Source organism: Mycobacterium sp., from assembly GCF_040509115.1.
Classification (GTDB): domain Bacteria; phylum Actinomycetota; class Actinomycetes; order Mycobacteriales; family Mycobacteriaceae; genus Mycobacterium.
Genome location: NZ_JBEVLO010000305.1, coordinates 1 through 22,518 on the forward strand (window position 1 = coordinate 1; position 22,518 = coordinate 22,518).

Annotated in this window: 23 protein-coding genes and 1 pseudogene; 9 read left to right on the plus strand and 15 right to left on the minus strand. The window is 66.9% G+C overall.

All coding sequences use genetic code 11. From position 1 onward, the window contains the following. Positions 1–532: aldehyde dehydrogenase family protein (locus tag ABW137_RS20980; protein ID WP_526403366.1), on the minus strand; the 532-nt coding region annotated here is incomplete at its 3' end. A 112-nt stretch (positions 533–644) separates the two neighbouring features. On the opposite strand from ABW137_RS20980, the gene ABW137_RS20985 reads away from it, so the two are divergent. From ABW137_RS20985 to ABW137_RS21010, 6 genes and pseudogenes are all read left to right on the plus strand, one after another. Continuing rightward, on the plus strand, positions 645–2,123 hold the full coding sequence (locus ABW137_RS20985; RefSeq protein ID WP_526403367.1) for a M28 family peptidase: 1,479 nt from the start codon (positions 645–647) through the stop codon (positions 2,121–2,123). Between the two features lie 27 nt (positions 2,124–2,150). Next, positions 2,151–4,175, plus strand: a pseudogene (locus ABW137_RS20990) (prolyl oligopeptidase family serine peptidase); the annotation flags it as partial. A 69-nt stretch (positions 4,176–4,244) separates the two neighbouring features. Then, on the plus strand, positions 4,245–4,727 hold the full coding sequence (locus ABW137_RS20995; protein ID WP_526403368.1) for a YkgB family protein: 483 nt from the start codon (positions 4,245–4,247) through the stop codon (positions 4,725–4,727). Positions 4,728–4,732: 5 nt separating this feature from the next. Continuing rightward, a complete protein-coding gene (locus ABW137_RS21000) occupies positions 4,733–5,368 on the plus strand; it encodes an RNA polymerase sigma factor (RefSeq protein WP_526403369.1) in 636 nt (211 codons plus the stop codon). Beyond that, entirely contained in the window at positions 5,365–5,604 is a 240-nt protein-coding gene (locus ABW137_RS21005) for an anti-sigma factor family protein (RefSeq protein ID WP_526403370.1), read from the plus strand. The genes ABW137_RS21000 and ABW137_RS21005 overlap by 4 nt, the downstream gene beginning before the upstream one ends. A 20-nt stretch (positions 5,605–5,624) precedes the next feature. Beyond that, complete coding sequence (locus ABW137_RS21010; protein WP_526403371.1) at positions 5,625–5,954, plus strand: hypothetical protein; 330 nt, start codon at positions 5,625–5,627, stop codon at positions 5,952–5,954. Positions 5,955–5,957: 3 nt separating this feature from the next. Here the strand turns inward: ABW137_RS21010 and ABW137_RS21015 are convergent, their stop codons facing one another. From ABW137_RS21015 to ABW137_RS21040, 6 genes are all read right to left on the minus strand, one after another. Beyond that, a complete protein-coding gene (locus tag ABW137_RS21015; RefSeq protein ID WP_526403372.1) occupies positions 5,958–6,812 on the minus strand; it encodes a hypothetical protein in 855 nt (284 codons plus the stop codon). A gap of 236 nt (positions 6,813–7,048) precedes the next feature. Beyond that, entirely contained in the window at positions 7,049–7,906 is an 858-nt protein-coding gene (gene ppk2, locus ABW137_RS21020) for a polyphosphate kinase 2 (RefSeq protein WP_526403373.1), read from the minus strand. A gap of 91 nt (positions 7,907–7,997) precedes the next feature. Beyond that, a complete protein-coding gene (locus ABW137_RS21025) occupies positions 7,998–9,509 on the minus strand; it encodes an aldehyde dehydrogenase family protein (RefSeq protein ID WP_526403374.1) in 1,512 nt (503 codons plus the stop codon). A gap of 9 nt (positions 9,510–9,518) precedes the next feature. Next, complete coding sequence (locus ABW137_RS21030; protein WP_526403375.1) at positions 9,519–10,124, minus strand: phosphatase PAP2 family protein; 606 nt, start codon at positions 10,122–10,124, stop codon at positions 9,519–9,521. A 128-nt stretch (positions 10,125–10,252) separates the two neighbouring features. After that, complete coding sequence (locus tag ABW137_RS21035) at positions 10,253–10,780, minus strand: mycothiol transferase (protein ID WP_526403376.1); 528 nt, start codon at positions 10,778–10,780, stop codon at positions 10,253–10,255. 39 nt (positions 10,781–10,819) lie between these two features. Then, a complete protein-coding gene (locus ABW137_RS21040; protein WP_526403377.1) occupies positions 10,820–11,203 on the minus strand; it encodes a VOC family protein in 384 nt (127 codons plus the stop codon). 136 nt (positions 11,204–11,339) lie between these two features. On the opposite strand from ABW137_RS21040, the gene ABW137_RS21045 reads away from it, so the two are divergent. Next, entirely contained in the window at positions 11,340–12,038 is a 699-nt protein-coding gene (locus tag ABW137_RS21045) for an IclR family transcriptional regulator (RefSeq protein WP_526403378.1), read from the plus strand. Positions 12,039–12,053: 15 nt separating this feature from the next. On the opposite strand, the gene ABW137_RS21050 is transcribed toward ABW137_RS21045, so the two are convergent. Genes ABW137_RS21050 through ABW137_RS21080 form a run of 7 tightly spaced genes read right to left on the minus strand, consistent with a single transcriptional unit; the run spans position 12,054 to position 19,030 of the window. Beyond that, complete coding sequence (locus tag ABW137_RS21050; protein WP_526403379.1) at positions 12,054–12,830, minus strand: SDR family NAD(P)-dependent oxidoreductase; 777 nt, start codon at positions 12,828–12,830, stop codon at positions 12,054–12,056. A 30-nt stretch (positions 12,831–12,860) separates the two neighbouring features. Next, positions 12,861–13,280 carry a cupin domain-containing protein gene (locus ABW137_RS21055; RefSeq protein ID WP_526403380.1) on the minus strand — a complete coding sequence of 140 codons (420 nt, stop codon included), beginning with the start codon at positions 13,278–13,280 and terminating at the stop codon, positions 12,861–12,863. A 1-nt stretch (position 13,281) separates the two neighbouring features. Further along, positions 13,282–14,250: an acyl-CoA dehydrogenase family protein gene (locus tag ABW137_RS21060; protein WP_526403381.1), complete on the minus strand. Its 969-nt coding sequence runs from the start codon at positions 14,248–14,250 to the stop codon at positions 13,282–13,284. Then, positions 14,247–15,377, minus strand: coding sequence for an acyl-CoA dehydrogenase family protein (locus tag ABW137_RS21065; protein WP_526403382.1), 1,131 nt, complete (start codon positions 15,375–15,377; stop codon positions 14,247–14,249). Before ABW137_RS21065 ends, ABW137_RS21060 begins: the two co-directional genes overlap by 4 nt. Then, positions 15,374–16,606, minus strand: coding sequence for a CaiB/BaiF CoA transferase family protein (locus tag ABW137_RS21070; RefSeq protein WP_526403383.1), 1,233 nt, complete (start codon positions 16,604–16,606; stop codon positions 15,374–15,376). Before ABW137_RS21070 ends, ABW137_RS21065 begins: the two co-directional genes overlap by 4 nt. After that, entirely contained in the window at positions 16,603–17,397 is a 795-nt protein-coding gene (locus ABW137_RS21075; RefSeq protein WP_526403384.1) for an enoyl-CoA hydratase/isomerase family protein, read from the minus strand. Before ABW137_RS21075 ends, ABW137_RS21070 begins: the two co-directional genes overlap by 4 nt. Positions 17,398–17,410: 13 nt before the next feature. Then, positions 17,411–19,030: a thiamine pyrophosphate-binding protein gene (locus ABW137_RS21080; protein WP_526403385.1), complete on the minus strand. Its 1,620-nt coding sequence runs from the start codon at positions 19,028–19,030 to the stop codon at positions 17,411–17,413. Positions 19,031–19,297: 267 nt separating this feature from the next. Here ABW137_RS21080 and ABW137_RS21085 point away from each other — a divergent pair, with 267 nt between their 5' ends. Together ABW137_RS21085 and ABW137_RS21090 are read left to right on the plus strand one after the other, a co-directional pair. Further along, a complete protein-coding gene (locus ABW137_RS21085; protein ID WP_526403386.1) occupies positions 19,298–20,632 on the plus strand; it encodes an MFS transporter in 1,335 nt (444 codons plus the stop codon). Positions 20,633–20,770: 138 nt separating this feature from the next. Continuing rightward, the gene (locus tag ABW137_RS21090) at positions 20,771–21,712 is read left to right on the plus strand and encodes an aromatic alcohol reductase (RefSeq protein ID WP_526403387.1); all 942 of its coding nucleotides are present in this window, start codon (positions 20,771–20,773) and stop codon (positions 21,710–21,712) included. A 56-nt stretch (positions 21,713–21,768) separates the two neighbouring features. On the opposite strand, the gene ABW137_RS21095 is transcribed toward ABW137_RS21090, so the two are convergent. Further along, on the minus strand, positions 21,769–22,518 hold a 750-nt coding region (locus tag ABW137_RS21095), incomplete at its 5' end, for a TCP-1/cpn60 chaperonin family protein (protein WP_526403388.1).

Consider the following 22,518-nt stretch of genomic DNA (forward strand, 5'->3'; position numbering starts at 1 on the left):
GGGCCAGCTTCCAGACGGCCATCAGGATCGGGAAGTTCCACGGGATGATCTGGCCGACGACGCCGAGTGGCTCGTGGAAGTGGTAGGCGACGGTGTCCTCGTCGATCTGGGACAGCGAACCCTCTTGTGCGCGCAGCGCCCCGGCGAAGTAGCGGAAGTGATCCACGGCCAGCGGGATGTCGGCGTTCAGCGTCTCGCGGATCGGCTTGCCGTTGTCCCACGCCTCCGCCAGCGCCAACGACTCCAGGTTGCCCTCGATGCGGTCGGCGATCTTGTTGAGGATGCCTGCCCGCTCGGCGGGCGAGGTCTTGCCCCAGCCCGGTGCGGCGGCGTGCGCGGCGTCCAGTGCCTTGTCGACGTCGGCCTCGGTGGACCGCGGAATGTCACAGAACGCCTGCCCCGTCACGGGTGTCGGGTTCTCGAAGTATTCGCCGCCGACGGGTTTCACCCACTCACCGCCGATGAAGTTGCCGTAGCGCGACTCGTAGCTCATCACTGCATCGGCGGATCCGGGTCGGGTGTAAACGGTCATCAGTCACTGCTCCCTCAGGCCTCGTTGCCATTGTGTCGAAACTCACACTACGCTCGCCGTACCTCGCGCGGGGAGGACGCAGTTGGGATGATTTCGGGGTGATTCGGGGGTCATGAGCTTGCGTTCGCTTTCCGCAGCGGTCGTCGCCGTCGTGGTCGCGGTGGCCGCTGCCTGCGCCGCGCGGTCCGACGACCCGCCAACCGCCATCGAGTACGCCGATCAGCTCAAGAGCCAGATCACCCTCGATGCGCTGATGGGCCATCTCCAGGCGCTTCAGGACATCGCCGACCGCAACGGCGGCACCAGGGTTGCCGGCTCCCCCGGCTATGACGCCAGCGTGGACTACGTTGCGAAGATCTTGCGCGACAAGGGCTTCGATGTTCAGACACCCGAATTCACGATGGGTGTCTTCACCGTCGGCAGGGAGACCCTGGCCGTCAACGGCACCCCGGTCGAGGCGCACGCGATCGACTTCAGCGGCGCGAGTCCGCAGCAGGGTGCCAGTGGGCCACTCGTCGTGTTGCGCACCGACGACGATCCGGGGTGCACCGCCGAGGACTACGACGGCCTCGACGTCGCGGGGGCCGTCGTGGTGGTGGAAAGGGGCGCGTGCAACCTCGCCGACAAGGCAGTCGCCGCGACCGAACGCGGCGCCGTCGCCCTCGTCGTCGCCAACAACGTCGAGGAGAAGACGTTCAGCGGGGGCATGAGCGAGACCGACGAGATCGAGATCCCGGTGCTGAGCGTGACCAAGGCCGACGGGGCCGAACTCCGCTCGCAGACCGGATCCGCGACCGTCGTCCTCGACGCCAGCGTCGACCAACTACCGACCCGCAACGTGATCGCTCAGACCAAGACCGGCGCGACCGACGACGTCGTCATGGTCGGCGGGCACCTCGACAGCGTCCGCGCCGGCCCAGGCATCAACGACAACGGCTCAGGCGTGGCGACCGTGCTGGAGACGGCACTGCAGATGGGCCCGTCGCCCGCTGTGCGCAACGCCGTGCGGTTTGCGTTCTGGTCGGGCGAGGAGGAGGGCCTGTTCGGCTCGTACGAGTACCTCCGGTCGCTCGACGACGAGGCGCTCAAAGACATTGCGCTGTATCTGAACTTCGACATGATGGCCTCCCCCAACACGTGCTACTTCACCTCCGACGCGGATCAGTCCCTGCCGCCTGACGTCGACCTCGACGAGGACCTGTTGATTCCCGAGGGTTCGCCCGGACTGGAGCGCACCCTGGTGGAGGCGCTCCGGGCGGCGGGCAAGACACCGCAGGACCTGCCGTTCGACGGCCGCAGCGACTACGACAGCTTCACGCGCGCAGGCATCCCCGCAGGCAACTTCGACACCGGAGCCGACGACGTGAAGACCCCGGAGCAGGTGAAGGCGTGGGGTGGCACCGCCGGGGAGCAGTGCGACCCGAACTACCACTCCGCCGACGACACGATCGCCAACGTCAGCCGCGACGCCCTGGCACTCACCGGTGGTGTCGTCTCCTACGTCGTCGCCCTGTACGCGCAGGACGAGGGGGGCCGCAACGGCGTGCCCGCCCGCGCCGACCGCACCCGCCATCCGCTGCCCGACGACTAGCCCACGGCGGCCGCCGCGCCGACGACGACGCCGTCGCGACACAATGGCGGGATGGCAGACGACCCGTTCCTATGGCTCGAGGACATCACCGGCGACGACGCGCTGGATTGGGTGCACCGTCACAACGAACCCACGCTGGCCGACCTTGGCGGGGAACGCTTCGACGAGATGCGCGCCGAGGCACTGGCGATCCTCGACACCGATGCGCGCATCCCGTACGTGCGTCGGCGCGGCGAATACCTCTACAACTACTGGAAGGACGCCGACCATCCGCGTGGCCTCTGGCAGCGCACCACGCTGGACAGCTACCGCACCGAGTCCCCCGCGTGGGACGTGCTCCTTGACCTCGACGCGTTGGCCGAGGCCGACGACGAGAAGTGGGTGTGGGCCGGGGCCGACGTCCTCGAACCGGACTTCTCACTGGCGCTGATCAGCCTCTCGCGGGGCGGCTCGGACGCGACCGTCGTGCGCGAATTCGACCTGCGGACATGCCAGTTCGTAACGGATGGCTTCCAGCTGCCCGAGGCGAAGACCGACATCTCCTGGGAGAACGCGGACACCGTGCTGGTCGGGACGGACTTCGGGCCGGACAGCCTGACCGACTCGGGCTATCCACGCATCGTCAAGCGATGGAGTCGCGGGCAGCCACTCGCCGAGGCGACGACGCTGTTCGAGGGCGTGGCATCCGACGTCAGCGTCGGCGCGGGATTCGATCCGACCCCTGGCTTCGAGAGGCTGCTTGCTTCGCGGTCGGTCGACTTCTTCAACCGGGAGCGCTTCGAGATCCGCGGCGACGAGCTGATCGAAATCGCCGTGCCGACCGATGCAGGCATGGGGATTCACCGGGAGTGGCTGCTGATCCGACCGCGCACCGATTGGACGGTCGGGTCGACCACCCATCCGGCAGGTTCGCTGTTGGCCGCGAAGTACGATGACTTCCTCGGCGGCACAGCCGAATTGACCGTCGTGTTCGAGCCGGATGAGCACTCCAGCATGGAGACCTATGCGTGGACCCGCGACCGGCTCGTCCTCGTCACGCTGGTCGACGTCGTCTCCCACGTCGAACTCGTCACACCGGGCTCTTGGCAGCGGGAGCCCATCGCGGGCATCCCGGCCAACGCCACGACGGTGATCGTCGACGTCGACGAATACGGCGACGAGATCTTCCTGGACTCGAGCGGCTTCGACGCCCCATCTCGACTGTTCTGGGGGCATGCGGGAACGGAGATGACCGAGATCAAGAGCGCGCCTGCGTTCTTCGATTCCTCCGACATCGAGGTGGCGCAGCACTTCGTCGCGTCCGCCGACGGCACGATGATCCCGTACTTCGTCGTGGGGCACCGCAGTTCGACGGGCCCGGGCAAGACGCTGCTCGGCGGCTACGGCGGCTTCGAGGTGTCCAACACACCGGGTTATGGCGGGGTCCTCGGCAAGCTGTGGCTTTCCCGTGGCGGCACGTACGTGCTCGCCAACATCCGCGGCGGCGGCGAGTACGGCCCGCGCTGGCATACCCAGGCGATGCGGGAGGGGCGACACCTCGTCGGTGAGGACTTCGCCGCCGTGGCAGCCGATCTGGTGAGGCGCGGCATCACCACCGTCGAGCAGCTCGGCGCCCAGGGCGGCAGCAACGGCGGACTGCTCATGGGCATCATGCTGACCAAGTACCCGGAGCTGTTCGGCGCGTTGGTGTGCAGCGTCCCCCTGCTGGACATGCGCCGGTACCACCTGCTGCTGGCGGGCGCGTCGTGGGTGGCCGAGTACGGCGACCCCGACGACCCCGACGACTGGGCCTTCATCGCCGAATACTCGCCGTACCAGAACGTCTCGGCCGACGAGAAGTACCCGGCGTTGCTGATGACGACGTCGACCCGCGACGATCGGGTGCACCCAGGGCACGCCAGGAAGATGACGGCCGCATTGGAGCAGGCGGGCCACCGCGTGCAGTACTACGAGAACGTCGAGGGCGGCCACGCGGGCGCCGCCGACAACGCGCAAACCGCCTTCCGGTCGGCGCTGATCTACGAGTTCCTGCACCGCACGCTCGGCGACTAGGGCGTGTAACGGATGGCCGGTCGGGTGACACCCACCTTCGAGCGCACCGACCATCGATAGGAACCAACCATGACCACCGTCCCCCAGAAGATCGACGCAGCCGTTGCCCGCACTTCGACGTTCGAGAGATTCGGCGGCAACCTCGCCCGATATGGCCTCGTCGTGGTGATCGCGTGGATCGGCGCGCTGAAGTTCACCGCCTATGAGGCCCAGGGCATTCAGCCGTTGGTCGCGAACAGCCCGTTGATGAGCTGGCTCTACGACGTGTTCTCGGTCAACACGTTCTCGGCGCTGCTCGGCGTCATAGAGCTGGCGACCGCGGCGCTACTGGCCGTCAAGCCATGGTGGCCCAGGGTGTCCATCGCTGGCAGCGTGCTGGCCATCGGCCTGTTCCTCGCCACGCTGAGCTTCCTCGTCACCACGCCCGGCGTGTTCGAGGCGTCCGCAGGCGGGTTCCCGATCCTGTCCTCGACGGGCCAGTTTCTGATCAAGGACGTTGCACTGCTCGGAGTTTCGGCCTGGACTCTGGGCGACGCACTGAGCAGGCGCTAGACCAGATGCCCGTCATCGGAGAGGACGAGGCCGACCTCATCACGGCATTGCGTGCCGGCGATGAGGCGGCCTTCGCCCATCTCGTCGACCTTCACACGCCTGCCCTGTTGCGCGTGGCCAACGGCTACGTCCCCAACCGCGAGATCGCGGAGGAGGTCGTTCAGGACACCTGGATCGCACTCGTCAAGGGCATCAACGGGTTCGAGGGTCGGTCCTCGGTGCGCACGTGGCTGTTCACCGTGATGATCAACATCGCGAAGAAGCGCGGCATGCGCGAACGGCGCGACAGCGAAGTCGCCGTGATGGCGTTCACCGGCGGCACGGTCGACCCCGCGCGCTTCCGAGCCGTCGGCGAAGAGTGGCAAGGACATTGGCGCGAGAACGAGGAGCCGTCGCCATTTCCCGACACTCCCGAGGGATCGGCGCTGGGCGGTGAACTGATCGACGTGGCACGGCGCGCGCTCGACACGCTTCCCGAACGGCAACGCGTGGTGGTCAGCCTCCGCGACATGATGGGGTTCGACTCGGCCGAGGTCTGCGAGCTCCTCGACATCAGCGTGGCGAACCAGCGCGTGCTGTTGCATCGGGGCCGGGCCGTAGTGCGGCAGGTCTTGGAGAACTATTTGAGGGACGCGACATGAGCACCGAATCGATGGACTGCAACGATCTCGTCGAGTTGGTGACCGCGTATCTCGACGGCGCGCTCGACCTGGACACCCGCGCCCGCTTCGACATGCACCTGCTGGACTGCGACGGCTGCGAGAACTACCTGCAGCAGTTCAACGCCACCGTGCGCACTCTCGGCGCCATCCGCGACGGCCACCTCGATCCAGACTTCCGCGACCGCCTACTGCGGGCGTTCAGAAACTGGCACTGACGGACCAATAGAGTGGTCGCGTGAGCACTCTGTCGACGAGCCTCTTCGTTGCCGGCTTGGTCGTCTTGCTCGCAGGCATCGTGGTACCGGGCTGGGACACCGCCACGACGCCCAAGCGGGCGATGAAGCGGCGGATCTACTGGACGGCCACGGCGGTGTCCATCCCGATCCTGATCGTCGCTGGCTGGCCCGATCTGCAGCGCTCGATCGCGTTCGTCGCGATGGCCTGCGTGCTGATGATCGGTTGGGCGTACTCCCGGACCCCGAACCTCAAGATCGGCGACCGCATCTACGCCGCCTACGAACCGAACCGCGAGCCGGACCCACCCCCACCGGGCCCACGGGTCTGATGCCTAGTCCCGCCTGCGGAAGCTGCCGAGCACCGCGGCGAGCACGCCCAAGACCACCAACCCGCCCCCGACGGCCATGGTGAGGTTCAGCCAGAGATGCAGGCTGTCGATGCCGTGGGCGACCATGGCGTCGGCGACGTTTCGGACGTCGCCTGCCGTCGCGTTCAACGCGTTGTCGACGTACCGGCGCCCCACCTCGATCGCCGCCCAGCCGCCCGCACCCACCACCAGGGCGGAAACACCCAGTGCGACAAGCGCCTTGCCGCGACTTCTGGCGCTGGCGATGGTCAACAGCGCGAACACCGCGGCGACGACGCTCGACCCGATGCTCACCCACGGACCCCACGTCGCGACCTGCCGCAGCTGTCCAGGCCGCAGGCCCGACGAGTCGCTGACGGTGATCGGTACCGTCAGCGTGTCGGGTACCTGGATGTCGAGATTGCCGAGCGTGGCCTGAAGTGAGGAGTCCTTGAGCATCGGGGCGATGTCGACGAGCCAGCGGTCGTCGGAGTTCTGGTCGCGCTGGATCGTGTCGGTGAACATCCAGGCGTGGGCGATGCGGTTGGCCTGGGCGAACTGGCCGGGGAACCCGTCGTTCTGGGTGTAGGCCGTCGTCAGGCGACCCACCAGATCGGGGTTGAGAGTCTCGTAGCCGTTGTCGGCCGCGTACGACGTGATCTGGCTGGCCAGCAGCGAGGCCACTGCCTCCTGCAGGCGCGGATCGGTGGCGGCCGACGCCGCGAGGTCGGAGTATCCGTCGCGGTCCACGACGTCGTGCTGGGCCCAAGAGGTCGGCACTGCCACGGCCAACGCCGCGGTGGCCAGCAGCCACAGGAGGAAGGTCGCGACCAACCGCACGGGTGCGTCCTCCTGTCCGGGGTCCTCGTTGGGGCTTTGGGTGTCGGCGTTGGGTGTCGGCGTCGAACTTACCTACCTCGGTTGGAGGGTCGACCTACCGCATGGACCCGAGGATCCCGCTGACGTCGGGGCGGGCGCAGGCGCGCGCTGCCGTGATGACGGACGCACCCCGTCGAAGCGCTGGGGAGGAACGTGAAGAAGCGATGGCGAAGTGGCGCACCGGGACGCGGCAGGCGTCAGTCGCCCAGCGCGCGTCCCACGATGAGCGGGTCGGCGCGCCCGACCACTTCATGGTCCTTGTTGTCGTAGTCGAACTTGCCGAGCACGTGGCGCATGGCGTTGATGCGCGCCCGCTTCTTGTCGTTGCTCTTCACGACGGTCCAGGGCGCGATCTCGGTGTCGGTCCAGCCGAACATGTCCTCCTTGGCCGCCGTGTAGTCATCCCACTTGTCCAGCGACGCCAGGTCGGTGGGCGAGAGCTTCCACTGCCGGACGGGGTCGACCTGCCGGATGGTGAAGCGCGTGCGCTGCTCGGCTTGCGTCACGGAGAACCACAGCTTCGTGAGGCTGATCCCGTCGTTGACCAGCATCTGCTCGAAAAGCGGTGCCTGACGGATGAATTCGGCGTGCTGCCGCTGCGAGCAGTAGCCCATCACGCGTTCCACGCCTGCCCGGTTGTACCAGGACCTGTCGAACAGCACGATCTCCCCGGCGGCGGGGAGATGGTTGACGTAGCGCTGGAAGTACCACTGCGTGGTCTCGCGGTCGGTGGGCTTCTCCAGGGCGACGACGCGGGCGCCGCGCGGGTTGAGGTGCTCCATGAAGCGCTTGATGGTGCCGCCCTTGCCCGCGGCGTCGCGGCCCTCGAAGACGATCACGTGGCGAAGCCCGTTGGACTGGCTCCACTTCTGCAGCTTGAGCAGTTCGATCTGCAGCAGCCGCTTCTGCTCCTCGTACTCCTCGCGCTTCATCCGCTCGTCGTACGGGTAGTTCTCGCGCCAGGTGTCGACGACCTCCCCGGTGGGCTGGATGATCAGCTCGGGATCGTCGTCATCGTCGTCGCGGACGGTGTAGCCGGTGCTCTGCAGGGTCACGTTTGGGAAGGTATCGAGCGCTGGGGACGCGACGGTGAAGCGAAGGTGAACGGAAAGTGGCGCGGACGCCCGGAGCAACGCGAGCGAAGGGCTACTTCGCCGTGCGCTTGGGCCGGATCAACGCAAGCTTCGTCATCATCGTGTTCATCCGCTTGAGGGCCCTGAGCGAATTGTTGTAGTAGTTGCCGCCCGCGCCGACATTGGTGCGCGGCGCGATCACCGATTCCTGCCTGCAGAACTTGCGCAGACCGTCGGCGCCACCGAAGCGCGCCCCAATGCCCGAGGTCTTCCAGCCGCCCATCGGGGCCGTCGTGCACATCAGGTTGGAGATCACGTCATTGATGTTGACGGCACCGCAATCCAGCTCCAGCGCAACGTCGTTCGCACGTTCGGCATCACTGGAGAACACCGATGCGCTCAGCCCGTAGGGGCTGTCGTTGGCAAGTCGAACCGCCTCGGCGACGGAGGACACCTTCATGATCGGCAGCGTCGGGCCGAAGGTCTCCTCGGTCATGCAGGTCATCGAGTGGTCGACGCCGACCAGTACGGTCGGCGGGTAGAAGCTGCCGGGACCTGCGGGGCGGACCCCACCGGTGAGCACCTTGGCGCCTTTGGCGACGGCGTCGGCGACGTGGCGTTCGGTGACGCTGACCTGACTGTCGTCGATCTGCGCACCGAAGTCGTAGCCCTCCCCCGCACCCATCTTGAGGTTCTTGACGTCCCGTACCACCGCGTCGACGAACTGGTCGTAGACCTGTTCCAAGACGTAGACCCGTTCGACGGACACGCACGTCTGGCCGGCGTTGAACATCGCGCCCCAGACCGCGGCATGGGCGGCGAGCGCCACGTCGGCATCTTCCAGGACGATCATCGGGTCCTTGCCGCCGAGTTCGAGGCTGACCGGGGTGAGCTTGCGCGCGGCGCGCTCCATCACCTTGGCGCCGGTGGCGGACGAGCCGGTGAACTGGACGTAATCGGAGTTGTCCACGACGGCCTCGACGGCTTCTCGCGCACCCTGCACGATGGCCATCACGTCGGGGGCACCGGAATCGATCCAACCCTTGAGCAGCAACTCGGCGGTCAGCGGCGTGCGCTCCGACGGCTTCAGCAGCACGGCGCAACCGGCGGCCAGCGCAGCGATCCCGTCCATCAACAGGTTGGCGACGGGATAGTTCCATGGCGCGATGATGCCGACGATGGGGCGAGGTCGGTAGTGCACGGTGACCTTCTTGATCGACAGGAAGGGCAGTGCGGCGGGCCGCGTCTCGGGCGCCAGCGCCTTCTTCATCGTCTTGATGTAGTACGACGCGATGATGATGAGCAACGGGACTTCCTGGGCCGCATCCGTCGCCGACTTGCCGGTCTCCTTGATCAGGAGCGACTCGATCTCGTCGCGGTGTTCGCCGAGCCACACCGCGTATCGGGCGATCACCTTGGCGCGGCCGGCCGGGCCGCGGGCCTCCCACTCCCGCTGCGAGCGCCGCAGGCCCGCCGCGATGCGTGGCACGTCAGCCGGGTCCGACCATCGCACGGACCCAGCGACGGCACCGGTGGCGGGGTTGAGGATCGTGGCCGTCGTGTCAACTTCGGGAGTTGCAGTCATGGGGCCATGCTAGCCGTTGCTGTGACGCACGTCGCAGCGGGGTTGACACCTGTCAACTCCGGCTGCCCACGCGGCGAGGCAGACGAGTGCGGTGCCGAGGAAGATCGCGCCAATCGTGTCCGTGAAGTAGTGAAACCTGAACGCCTGGCCGAGCAGGGCCAGAATCGCGTACGCCGTCACCGCCACCAACAGCCAGACCCGCGCGCCGACGGCCAGCACGATCATGCCGAGCACGACCACGGTGACCGTCACGTGCCCACTGGGGTAGGCCAGCGAGCCTTCCTTCTCGCGATCGAACAGCGGCTTGAGCAGTCGCACGGCAGCGAACGCGGCGAGCGGCGTCACCACCATCGCGCCAGCCAGCCGCCACCGCCGCTGATAGAGCGCGACGACGCCCGCCCCGGCCAGCAACAGCACCAGCACCCACGGGTTGGTGAACAGCAACAGCGCATACAACTGCCGATGGACCCTGCCCATCGCCAGGAACCAGTCGTCCAGCGGCGTCGAGCCTCGGCGGACCGCGATGCCAAGGGCCACCATCGCGAGAACGGCAATCAGCGGCCACCAGCGAACGAGCTTGGTCGTGGCCATCCGGTCCGTCGTTCTGGTGATCATCGACGCCCAACATACCGGCTGGCGTAGGTTGTTTCGCTGTGTGAACGCCGCCACCGGCCGTGAGGCCGGACCCGCCTGCGGCGTCCGAAGCGGCGAGGAGCAAAGAAGCCCTCGGGCAGCCGGCCGACCTAGCCGACGATGCCCCTGACGTAGGCAGCCTGACCGAGGTGCTGGGCGCAGTCGTCGATGATGCTGACGATGCGTGCGCTCGCGGTCACCGGAGGCGTCCAGTGCCGGTCGACGATCTTGGCGAGATCCTCGGCGGTGACCGAGGCGACGTATTTCAACGTCGTCTCGTGGACGGCCTTGTAGTAGCCCACCAGTAGCTCGGCAGGCACCCGCACCTTGCCGACCTGCGCGGGGCTGTGGCCGTAACCGTGGGAATCCGCGGGCAGGTCGAGCGCGAAGCGGTCGACCCAGCCATCTCGGAACCACACCTGTTCGATGCCGGCGATGTCACAGAGTTGGGCGTCCTGGACGCGGGCGCTGTGCCAGAGCAGCCAGGCGATGCTGTTGGCCTCGGGCGTGATCCGGTGGAAGGAGACCTCGTCGGTCAACCCGTCGGCGATGCCCTCGACGTGCTCGATGAGTCGGGTGAACGAGTCGCGAAGGAGTTCGCGAGCAGCCTCGATGTCCCCGATTTCGTTGTCAGCCATGGTGTCGACGCTACCCGGGACGTCTGTCGGCGCGCCCGCTCAGCCGTCGGTCGGCGCCGCTGAGTGGAACACGGCTTCGACGTTGTTCCCATCGGGGTCACGCACGAACGCTCCGAAGTACCCCGGGTGGTATTCGGGCCAGATGCGCGGTTCGTGCAGCGACTCGAAGCCGAGCGCGACCGCGGCGTCGTGGAAGGAGCGGACCTCGTCGGCGTTGGCCGCCTGGAATGCGAAGTGGATGCCGACCGTCGCCTGCCTGCCTGCGCCGTCCTCCACCCAGAAGTCGGGCTTGCCGTCGCGGCCGTAGCCGACGGCGGCCCCGACGTCCATCTGGCGGCTGAAGCCCAACGTGGCTAGCACCGCGTCGTAGTACTCCTTGGACCTGTCATAGTCGGCGCAGATGATTCCGAAGTGATCGATCACGGGGTCATCGTGGCACGGAGCACCGTCACGCGCGGTAAGAAGTACGTAATTAGGTAGCCTGTGCTGTGATGAAGGCATGAGTCCAGCACCACCCACCGGGACGGGCGCGAATCCTCCAATGCGCAAGCGTCACCGGATGATCGACCGGGTCGCGGGAATGCTGGAGTTGGCTGCACGCAACCACGATGGTCTGACCCTGACGGAGATGGCGCGACTGCTCGACTCTCCACTGAGCTCACTCCAAGGCTTGGCCAACGGTCTGGTGGCCGCCGGCTACCTCGACGAGTACGACCGTCGCTACCGGCTGGGCGGAGCCCCGTATCTGCTCAATCAGATGGCCGGACGGCACCTCGTCACCCGGGTCGGACATCGCGAGCTCGAAGCCGTGCACGCCGAGGCCGGCCTGACGACGCTGCTGTCCGTCGTGGTCGGTCAGGGCGTGTTCTACGTCGACAGTTGTTCTTCCACACCGCGTTACGACTACCTCGCCAAGAACCTCGTTCGCCGATCACTGATCAGGACGTCGAGCGGCTGGGTGCTGCTGGCGGGATTCGCCCGTCGTGACCTGTGGAGCTACTTGAACACGTTGTCCGCCGAGGACGAGAAGAACCGCGAGCGGTTCTTGAATGAACTCGAGGCGATCCAGGAGACCGGAGTGTGTGCGGCGCCGGACATCTCGGACGTCGCCGACGGGGTCGCCGTCGCCGTGCGTGAAGGCGGTCGGACGGTCGCCGCCGTGAGCGTGGTGGGCCCGCACGCCGAGATCCGCGGTCAACGTGACCGCTTGGTCGGACTGTTGACCGAGCACCGCCAACGTTGGGAACTCGACGAGTAGCCGGACGGATCACGGTCAAAGGGCGCGGCCCTTCCAGGCCAGTCCCCCGTCAAGGGTGAAGATGGTGCCGCTGGTGTAGCCACTGCGCCGCGAGGCGAGAAACGCGATGGCGTCGGCGACTTCGTCTGCCTCCGCCATGCGCCGCCCGGGATAGTGCTCGATGAACTCCGGCCATCGCGCTGGGTCGCCGAGCTCCGAGCGGGCCCGAACGTCGAGGGCGGCCAGCAGCCGCTCGGTCCGCACCGGTCCGGGGTTGATGCCGACCACCCGCACGCCCTGGTCCAGGGACGACGAACCCACCGCACGGGTGAACGTCATCAACGCCGAATTGGCCATCGAGCCGGCCAGGTAACCGGCGTCGGGCCGTTCGCCGGACATCCCGATGACGTTGACGATCACCCCCGAGCCGCGGGCACTCATCGTCGTCATCGCCATCTGCGTGAGTTCGAGATAGCCCCACAGCTTGAGTTCCCAAGCACGTTGCCACGCAATGAGATCCGCGTCCTGCAGACCGCCCTGTGGGATTGCGCCCGCATTGTTGACCAGGATGTCCACCTCGGCAAGGGTGTCCGCGAGCTCGGCCCGATCCGTCGGCTGGGACAGGTCCAGAGCATGGCAGATCACCTCGGCGTCGATGGCAGCGCGCAGTTCTCCGAGCACGTCCGCGTCACGCCCCACGACGTGGATGCGACGCACTCCCTCGGCCGCGAACGCGTGCGCTGCGGCGGCGCCGATCCCGCGTGAGCCGCCAGTGATGAGTACCGAGTCGGTGTCGGTGAATTGCAGGTCCATGCGCGGATGGTCTCCCAGTCGCCGTGAAGATCAGGACAGAGGTGAGTCGACGGCGACGGTCCGGGGCTTGGGCGGCATGAAGATCTCGATGAACTCCAGGTCGTCGGAGGTGCCCGTCTCGTTGTGGCGATATCCACCGGGGATGAAGCACAGACTGTTCTGGTGAATTCGGTGGGTGTCACCATTCTCGAACTGCAATTCCAACCACCCCTTGGTGACCAGGAGCCACTGGAAGTCGCAGTCGTGGTAATGCCACCCGGTCGGATTGGCCATCCCGGAGCGAACCTTGGTCATCTGCGTGCTGATCAGACCCTTGCTCGCGTCGGCAATCCCCAGGTCGAAGTACTGGAGAAACGTACGGCGGCCGGGGATCTCGTCGGCGTCGTCGATGGCGATCACCTTGTGCTGCATCGCATCGGGGATCTCTCGGGTGCGGGCGGTGGTGGTCATTTCAGATCCTTTCACTTGTCGAAGTTGGCGAGAGTTCGAGGTCGCTGAGGGGATGCGACCGGATGGCATGATCGAGCACGGCGGCATCCCAATCCCGGGTGGCGCCGCCGTCGGAGCGGAGTTTCATTGCCGCGAACGTGAATTCGTGCAATCGGTGCTCGCGGGTGGTGCCGATGGCGCCGACGACCTGATGCGCGTGGCGCACGACGGGGTCGACCGCGTGTCCGCAGCAGGAACGGGCAACGGCAACCATCGCACTCACCTGCCGAGCCGACATAGCCGGGTCCGCCGCGGCGAGGACGGCAGCGTCGGTGGCGGCGCGGGCCAGCGCGGTCTCGCCTGCCACGATGGCGACCAGCCGTTGAACGGCCTGCTGTTTGCCGATCGGACGCCCGAATTGCTCACGGGTCTGCGCGTGTTCGATCGTCAGCTCGGTGATCGCCTCCAGCGCCCCCGTGACCTGGATGGCGCGGACCAGCGCCCGGCGGGTCCGAGCCGCAGCCACGACGTCGTCACCGACCGGATACGCGTCGAACTCGCCGTCGGAGAAGCGATCCATCGCCTCGACCGGTACGTCGGAGAGCGTCCAGCCACGCTCGGCACGACGCACCACCACGACCCGCTCGACGAGGGCGGCCGCCGCGGAGGGGGTCGGCTCGTCGTCACCGATGACCACGCCGCGCAGAGCCTGCGTGGCGGGAGCCGAAGCCTGCTCAAGCAGCCACCCGGCCACCAGGTCGCTGTCGGCGACGGTGAGCGAACACCCATGCCGGGCCAGTGTTCGCGCCAACGCCGCCGCCTCCGGCCAGGAAGCGCCGCTGCCGCCGCGCTCCTCGCTGCCGGTCAGGTCGGAAAGGCCGAGTTCGACGAGCGCGTTCCACAGACCCTCGTCGTTGCCGGCGTGCGCCTGCACCACCGAATCGATCAGAGTTCGCAGGTCGGGGTCGACCATGGCGTCCAGCGTAGTCATCGCAGCCCCAATCCCTTGGCGACGACGCCTGCGAGGACTTCGTTCGTTCCACCGCGCAGCGTGAAGCCCGGGCGTTGCACGGTCGCCACCGCGATGGCGTCGCGCAACGGGCCGGGCGGCCCTGCGACCAGATAGTCGGCTGCCTCCACTAGGTCTCCTTCGGTCGTCGTGCCGAGCATCTTCACCATCGCCGCGGCGACGTCTGCCTTCTCCCCACGGTCCAGCGCCGCTGCCACCGAGAGCGACATCTGGTGCAGACCGTGCAGACGAGCCAGGAAGCGCCCGATCGTGGGGTCTGCAGCACCGCCGCAGGCAACGTGCTCGATCAGCAGCCGCATGACGAGCGCGGTGGAAAGGAAGCGCTCGGGTCCGCTGCGTTCGTACCCGAGCTCGGCGGTGACCTGCTGCCAACCCTCTCCCTCGGTGCCGAGCAGGTTGCCAGCAGGGACCAAGCAGTCGGTGAACACCACTTCGTTGAAATGGCGTGCGCCATCGAGGGATTCGATGGGTGAGACGTTCACCCCCTTGGCGTCGAGGTCGACGATGAACTGGGAGAGCCCGTGGTGGCGGTCGGCGGGGGTGCCGCTGGTGCGCGCCAGGACCAGAACCTTGTCGGCGTGGTGTGCGCCCGACGTCCAGACCTTGGTGCCGTTGATCTTCCAGCCACCCTCGACCTGGACGGCACGCGTGCGCACGCTGGCCAGATCCGAGCCCGCGTCGGGTTCACTCATCCCGATCGCGAACGTGCACCGTCCCGCGGCAATTGCAGGCAGAAGATCCTTCTTCTGCTCTTCGGTGCCGAACTTGATCAGCGAGGGCGCCACTTGGCGGTCGGCGATCCAGTGCGCCGCGACCGGCGCCCCGGCCACCAGGAGTTCCTCGGTGACGACGAACCGCTCGAAGTGGCTTCGACCGTGCCCGCCGTACTGAGCGGGGATGGTCATGCCGACCCAGCCGTGTTCGGCCAGCGAGCGGGTGAACTCCTCCGACCAACCGGTGAGCCAGCCGTCGATGCCGGACACGAAGCTACCGTTGGCCCGCTCGTCTGCCAGGAATCGACGGACGCGCTCCCGCAGCTCTCGCCAGGCAGGGTCGGGGGCAACCGCGGAGAGGGGGGTCGTCTTCACTTCGTCACCACCACCGCGTCGTCGGCCAGCCGGGTGATCTCATCGGAGTCGTACCCGAGTTGGGTCAGCACGTCGACGGTGTGCGCACCGAGCAATGGCGCGTGGCGTTGCAGGCGAACGGGTGTCTCACTCATCCGTAGCGGCGTCAGCGCGCTGAAGTAGGCGCCCTCGGTGGGATGGCTCTGCCGCTGCAGCACGCCTTGATCGAGGACGTAGCGGTCGGCCGTGACGTGAGCCAAGTCGAGCAGCCCGGAGGCGGGGACGTTGTTCCTTCGGCACGCGTCGAGCCACTGTTGGGTGGTGCGCTGCGGGGTGATGCCTCCGATGATGGAGTGCAGATGTCCCATGTTCCGGTGACGCTGGTCGACGTCGGCGAACCTGGCGTCGGTCAACAGGTCGGTCAAGCCGGTGAGCGCGAAGAAGTCCCGCCAGTTCGCGTCGGTGTAGGGCAGGATGCACACGTACCCGTCAGCGGTTCGGTAGGGGGCGCGCTCGGCGACAAGCACCCGGTTCCATCCGAAACCGCCGACGGGCGGATCGAACGTCAGTCCACTGAGGTGCTCGACCAGGTTGAAGTGGATCATCGCGTCGACCATCGGGATCTCGACGTGCTGGCCGAGACCGGTGGCGCCGCGGTGATAGAGGGCCGTGAGGACGGCGATCACGATGTACAAACCACTGACCTTGTCGGCGATCACATACGGCGCGTAACGCGGTGCCCCGTCGACGGATTCGACGAGGCCGGTCAAACCCGAAGCCGCCTGGATCATGTCGTCGTAGGCGGGTTCGTCGCGTTGCTCGCTGTCTTGGGCGTACGCCTGGGCCGTGCACAGGATGACGTCGTCGCGGATCGCCCTCAGCTCGGCGTGGGTGAGGCCCAGGGCTTCTCGCGATCGAGGGCGCAGGTTCGACACCACGACGTCGGCCTCGCGCACCAGCCGCGCGAGGATCTCGCGACCCTCGTCGGTCTTGAGGTCGACGGCGACGCTGCGCTTGTTGCGTTGCAGGCCCAGCGTCAACGCCGTCATTCCCGCGCTGCGCTGAGGTCCCATTCGGCGCGTGATGTCACCGTCGAGCGTCTCGACCTTGATGACGTCGGCGCCGAGATCGCCGAGCATCGACGTCGCGAACGGTCCCATCACGACGGTGGTGAGATCGAGGACGGTGATGCCGGCCAGCGCTCCGGGGGTCGGCAGCCGGTGTTCCGGTTCGGTTGGCAGGGGGTTCAATTCGTTGCTCGATTCTTCCGGTGAGTCAGGTGTTCCACGCGTCGATGGTGCTCGGGCTGCTGGTGTGCCAGCGGCTGCATCGTCGCAGCCAGCGTTAGCACCGAATTCAGTGAAGCGCTTCGTGATTCGAGGAGTAGCCGCTTGGCCATCCGGACGGCGTAGACGGGGTTCTTGGCGATGCGTTCTGCCATTCGACGGGCCACGACGGGCAGTTCGGCCAGTTCGACCACCGCGGTGACCAACCCCCAGTCCAGCGCGGTGGCGGCATCCACGCGGTCCCCGGTGAACGTCATCTCCGCGGCACGCGCCATGCCGACCACTCGCGGGAGGAACCAGGATCCGCCGTCCCCGGGGATGAGGCCCAACTGCACGAAGCTCTCGGCGAAGAACGCCTCTTCGGCAGCGATGCGGATGTCACACATGGTTGCCAGGTCACACCCCGCCCCGATCGCGGGCCCGTTGACGGCAGCAATGACGGGTACCTCGCAGCGTTGCATGGCGCGCGGAATCCGTTGGATGCCCGCCGCGTAACCGTGCCGTTGGCGAACTGGCTCTTGACCGAAGACGCCCAGCCCGTTCCGCATCTCGTGAACGTTGCCGCCCGCGGAGAAGAAGCGACCGGCGCCGGTCAGCACGACGGCGGCGACGTCGGCGTCGAGGTTCACGGCGTCGACGGCGCACTCGAAGGCGTCGATGAAATCCGCACCCGTGATGGCGTTGGCCGCGTCGGGAACGTCGATGGTCCACGTCTGGATGGGGCCGGATCGCTCGACGAGAAGTGGGGTGGTCATGGCGGCTCCTCCCTCAGAAGTCCACGTGGTGGGTGGGGTCCAGGTGGACGTCGAGAACCAGCGGCCCATCGAGCCGAGCCACGGCCGAGGCGACGATCTCGAAGTCCTCCGGCGTGCGCACGCTCAGCACTTGGGCGCCCAATCCGGCTGCCGTGGCGGCTATGTCGGGCCACACGTTGTAGGAGTGCTCGGCGGAGAAGCCCTCGTTGACGAGCTTCTGGTACTCGGCTCCGTAGGCGCCGTCGTCGTAGACCACCACCAGCAGGGGCAACTTCTCCCGCACTGCGGTGGTCAACTCGGAGGCGTTCATCATGAAGCCTCCGTCACCCACGAGGACGACGGTGACGTCGCTGACGCCGCCGACCGCGGCGCCGATCCCGCCGGCCAGTCCCAGTCCGATCGCGCCGAAGCCGGTCATCGCGGTGAATCGGCCGAGCCCGGGCTTCGACAGGTACGGCCACGACCCTGCGATGAATCGGCCGACGTCGCTGACCACGGCATAACCGTCGGGCAGGATCGCGTCCAGCCGCTGGCTGGCAACCCGGACGTCGATGGTGTCAGCGGTGGACCGGTCATCAGGCGGCGTCCATTGCCGGATGGCTTCGGATGCGCTCTCGCAGTGTCGTTTCCAGGACTTCTTCTCGGGCAGCTGGGCCTGGCGGATGGCCTCGGCCATCGATGCGGTGACGGTCCGCGCGTCGCCGGTGACGCCGCACGTCGGCGTGACGAACCACCCCAGCTTGACGGGGTCGTCGTCGACGTGGATGACGGACTTTCCGTCGAGGATCTCACCACCGTGGCTGGTGTACTTGTTCAGGCTCGTGCCGACGGCGATCACGCAGTCGCTGTTCGCCAGGATCGGCGTTGCCTCGTCGTGGGCGATGCCGCCCATGATTCCGAGGTGCCGCGGGTGACCGGCGAACAGCCCGATTCCGAGGCCAGTGGTGAACAGGCCTGCGCCCAACGCCTCGGCCAACTCGAGGATGGCGGCTTCGGCGCCTGCCGCGACTGCCCCGCGTCCCGCGACGATCACCGGCCGCGCCGCAGATGCCGCCAAGCCCAGGGCCGCGTCGATTTCCTCCTCGTCGACGTGCTCGACCGGTGCGGTCCGAGTGGAGAGGGAGGAGATGGTGGCGTCATCGATCCCGTTGTCCATCAAACTGATCGGGACGGGAACGTTGAGCACGACGGGCGCCCGAGACGCTTCGAGTCGCCGAATCGCCCGTCCGACGTCACGCACCACGGTGTCGGGGCGCTGCACCCTCTCGTGGGCGACGCCGATCGACGCACACACCGCCGCGATGTCGAGACGTTGCATGTGCGTGGCCTCGGCGGGCGTGTCTCCCGTGATGAGCAGAATCGGCGTGGTGAAGCGCGCGGCCTCGACCAGCGCGGTGAGTGCGTTGGTGAACCCGGGGCCGTGGGTCACCGTGGCGACGGCCCAACCGCCAACCATCCGGGCGTACCCGTCGGCCATGCTGACGGCACCGGCTTCGTGCGTCGCACGAACGAAGCGGCCGCCGGACCTCTCGAAGGCACTGACCAGAAACATGTTGGCATCCCCGAGCAGGCCGAACATCGTGTGCACACCCTGCTTCGCCAACAGCACGGCGACCTGTTCGTAGATCTTCATCGTCGCGTCTCCCGTCATCGGTGCTCTACATCACTCTGACAAACTCGCGCTCATTTCGCAATAACGTTGTCAGTTACGTAACTACATAGCCCCGAATTCTGTCGCGAGTTCAAGATCGTGCGCTCTACTTAATTACGTAGTTAAATCCGCTATTGCGCATCCTCGGGGCTTTGATGCATAGTGACGTCAGCCACACCGCAGTGGCGTCGTCCGCGGTCGGAATGGCGCCAACCGTGTCTCCCCGCACCACCATCCGAAAGGCAAGCCATGACGATCCCCAAGGCGCGGCAGACGAGAACGGATGAACCGGCGCGTGACGTGACGCGGGTGGCCGCGATCGCCGCGACCGCCGCCAGCATCGAGTACTACGACTTCTTCATCTACGGACTGGCGGCGGCGCTGGTCTTTCCCACCGTGTTCTTCCCGAATCAAAGTGCCGTCACGGGAGTCCTGCTGTCGTTCGCCACCTTCGGCATCGGATTTCTCGCCAGGCCCCTCGGCGGTCTGGTGTTCGGTCACTTCGGTGATCTCATCGGCAGGAAGAAGACCCTCGTCATCGCCCTGGTCACCATGGGGATCGCGTCTACCGCAATCGGCGTGCTTCCGACCTATTCCGGAGTGGGGTTGCTGGCGCCGGCCCTGCTGACACTGCTGCGCTTCGTCCAGGGCATCGCCATCGGCGGTCAGATGGGCGGGGTAGTGCTGCTCGCCGTGGAGGCCGCACCACCGAACCGTCGGGGGTTCTTCGGCAGCTTCTCCTCACTTGGGGCGCCCGGCGGCGTGCTTCTGGCCAACCTCACCTTCCTCGTATTGACGGCATTCGTCTCCACCGAGGCGTTGATCCAGTGGGCCTGGCGGTTGCCCTTCCTGATGAGCTTGGTTCTCGTAGCCCTCGCCCTGTACGTCCACGTCAAACTCGAGGACACCCCCGCCTTCCAGCGACTCCAGCAGGAGCGGTCGACGACGGCGAACCCCGCGGGCGCGGCGCCGACCCGATCTCCGGTGTTGACGGTCCTGCGGAAATATCCGCGTGAGGTCGCGCTGACCACCGGTAGTTACATCGGCATCAACCTCACGTACTACCTCTACATCACGTTCGTCATCTCCTACGGCACGAACACCCTCGGCCTCTCGCAGCGAACCATGTTGGCCGCCATCCTCATCGGGTCCACCGGGCAGATTCTGGTTCTGCCGTTGGCGGGCGCCCTTTCGGACAGAGTGGGCCGCAGCAGGGTGTACCTGTGGGGAGCTGGAGGCACGGCAGCCTTCGCGTTTCCATTCTGGATGTTGGTGCAGACGGGCGAGTTCTGGTTGATCACCGTGGCGATGCTGATCGGACTTGGCTTGCTCCACAGTCTGATGTACGGGGTGCAACCCGCCTTCTTCGCCGAGACGTTCTCGACCGACGTTCGGTATTCCGGTGTCTCCCTGGGGATTCAAACCGGCGCCGTGATCGGGGGTGCGTTCGCGCCGATGGCCGCCACCGGATTGTTGTCGAGCTTCGGTTGGCCAAGCGTCGCGCTCTACATGATGGGCGGATGCCTACTCACCTTCGTCTCGGTGTGGATCCTCGCCAACCGGAATGATCATCGCGCCGCCTGACTCGTGTCACCGAAGACGTTTTCCCGCAATCAGTTTGGCTCGCGTGGCGGACCAACCAGAGGCACAGGACGTCGGCTGCAGGCAGGGTCATGGCGGCCCCGCCCGGCGTGACGACCGCTACCCCAGAAAGGCTTGCCGATGACCAACCCTGCACACACCGCCGCCACCCGAGAAGGCATCCTCGTCATCGGGGCCGGAGAACTCGGTAGCAGCGTCCTTGGGGCGCTGTCCCGGCGCACCGACCGCGAAGCGGACCTCCGAACCCTCGCGCTGATGGTCCGCCGCTCCACCTCGGCCGAGGCGCGGCAACGAGCCGCCGATCTGGCCGCGGAGGGCATCGCAGTGGTCGAGGTCGACGTCGCCGAGGCCTCGGAGACCGAATTGGCGGCCGCCATGGGACGCCATCACACCGTGATTTGTTGCCTCGGAATGACGGCCGGACCGGGAACTCAGCTCAAACTGGCGAGGGCCGCGCTCGCGGGTGGGGTGCCGCGGTACTTCCCCTGGCAGTTCGGGATGGACTACGACGTGGTGGGGCGCAATAGCCCTCAAGATCTCTTCGACGAACAACTGGACGTCCGCGATCTTCTGCGCGGACAGAACGCGACCGAATGGGTCATCGTGTCCACCGGCATGTTCACCAGCTTCGTCTTCGAACCCGACTTCGGCGTCGTGGACCTCCGCACCAACACCGTCAACGCCCTCGGCAGCTGGGACAACGAGGTCACCCTCACCACCCCCGAGGACATCGGAACCCTCACCGCCGAGATCGTCCATGCGAGGCCGCGGATCGCCAACCAGATCGTCTACGTGGCGGGAGACACCATCAGCTTCAACGGGCTGGCCGACGTCGTCGACGAGGTCCGCGGCACGTCCGTCACCCGCACCGAATGGCCGCTGCCGTATCTACTCGACGAGCTCGAACGCCACCCCACGGACGCGATGAGGAAGTATCACGCCGTCTTCGCCCTCGGCAAGGGAATCGCGTGGCCGAAGGCGACCTCCTTCAATGCGATTCGAGGGATACCGACGACCGATGCGGCGACGTGGGCGCGGGCCCACCTCGGCCGCCGGACGTGAAAAGGCCCGGCTCCCCGAAGAGAGCCGGGCCTTCCCGAACGAACGTGTTGCCGGACTTAGAAGTCCATGCCGCCCATGCCACCGGTCGGGTCGCCCGCGGGTGCGGCCGCCTTCTCCGGCTTGTCGGCGACGACGGCCTCGGTGGTGAGGAACAGCGCCGCGATGGACGCCGCGTTCTGCAGCGCCGAGCGGGTGACCTTCACCGGGTCGGCGACGCCGGCCTTGAGCAGGTCCTCGTACTCACCGGTCGCGGCGTTCAGGCCGTGACCCGCGGGAAGGTTCGAGACCTTCTCGGCGACGACACCCGGCTCCAGGCCACCGTTGAAGGCGATCTGCTTGAGCGGGGCCGACAGTGCGACGCGCACGATGTTCGCGCCGGTCGCCTCGTCACCGGTGAGCTCCAGCTCGTCCAGCGACGGAGCCGACTGCAGCAGGGCCACGCCGCCACCGGCGACGATGCCCTCTTCGACGGCGGCCTTCGCGTTGCGAACGGCGTCCTCGATGCGGTGCTTGCGCTCCTTGAGCTCCACCTCGGTGGCAGCTCCGGCCTTGATCACCGCAACACCGCCGGCCAGCTTGGCCAGGCGCTCCTGCAGCTTCTCGCGGTCGTAATCGGAGTCGCTGTTCTCGATCTCGGCGCGGATCTGGGCAACGCGGCCCTGGATCGCGTCGGCATCGCCCGAACCCTCGATGACCGTGGTCTCGTCCTTGGTCACGACGACCTTGCGGGCCTGACCGAGCAGCGCGACGTCGGCGGTCTCGAGCGAGAGGCCGACCTCCTCGCTGATGACCTGGCCACCGGTCAG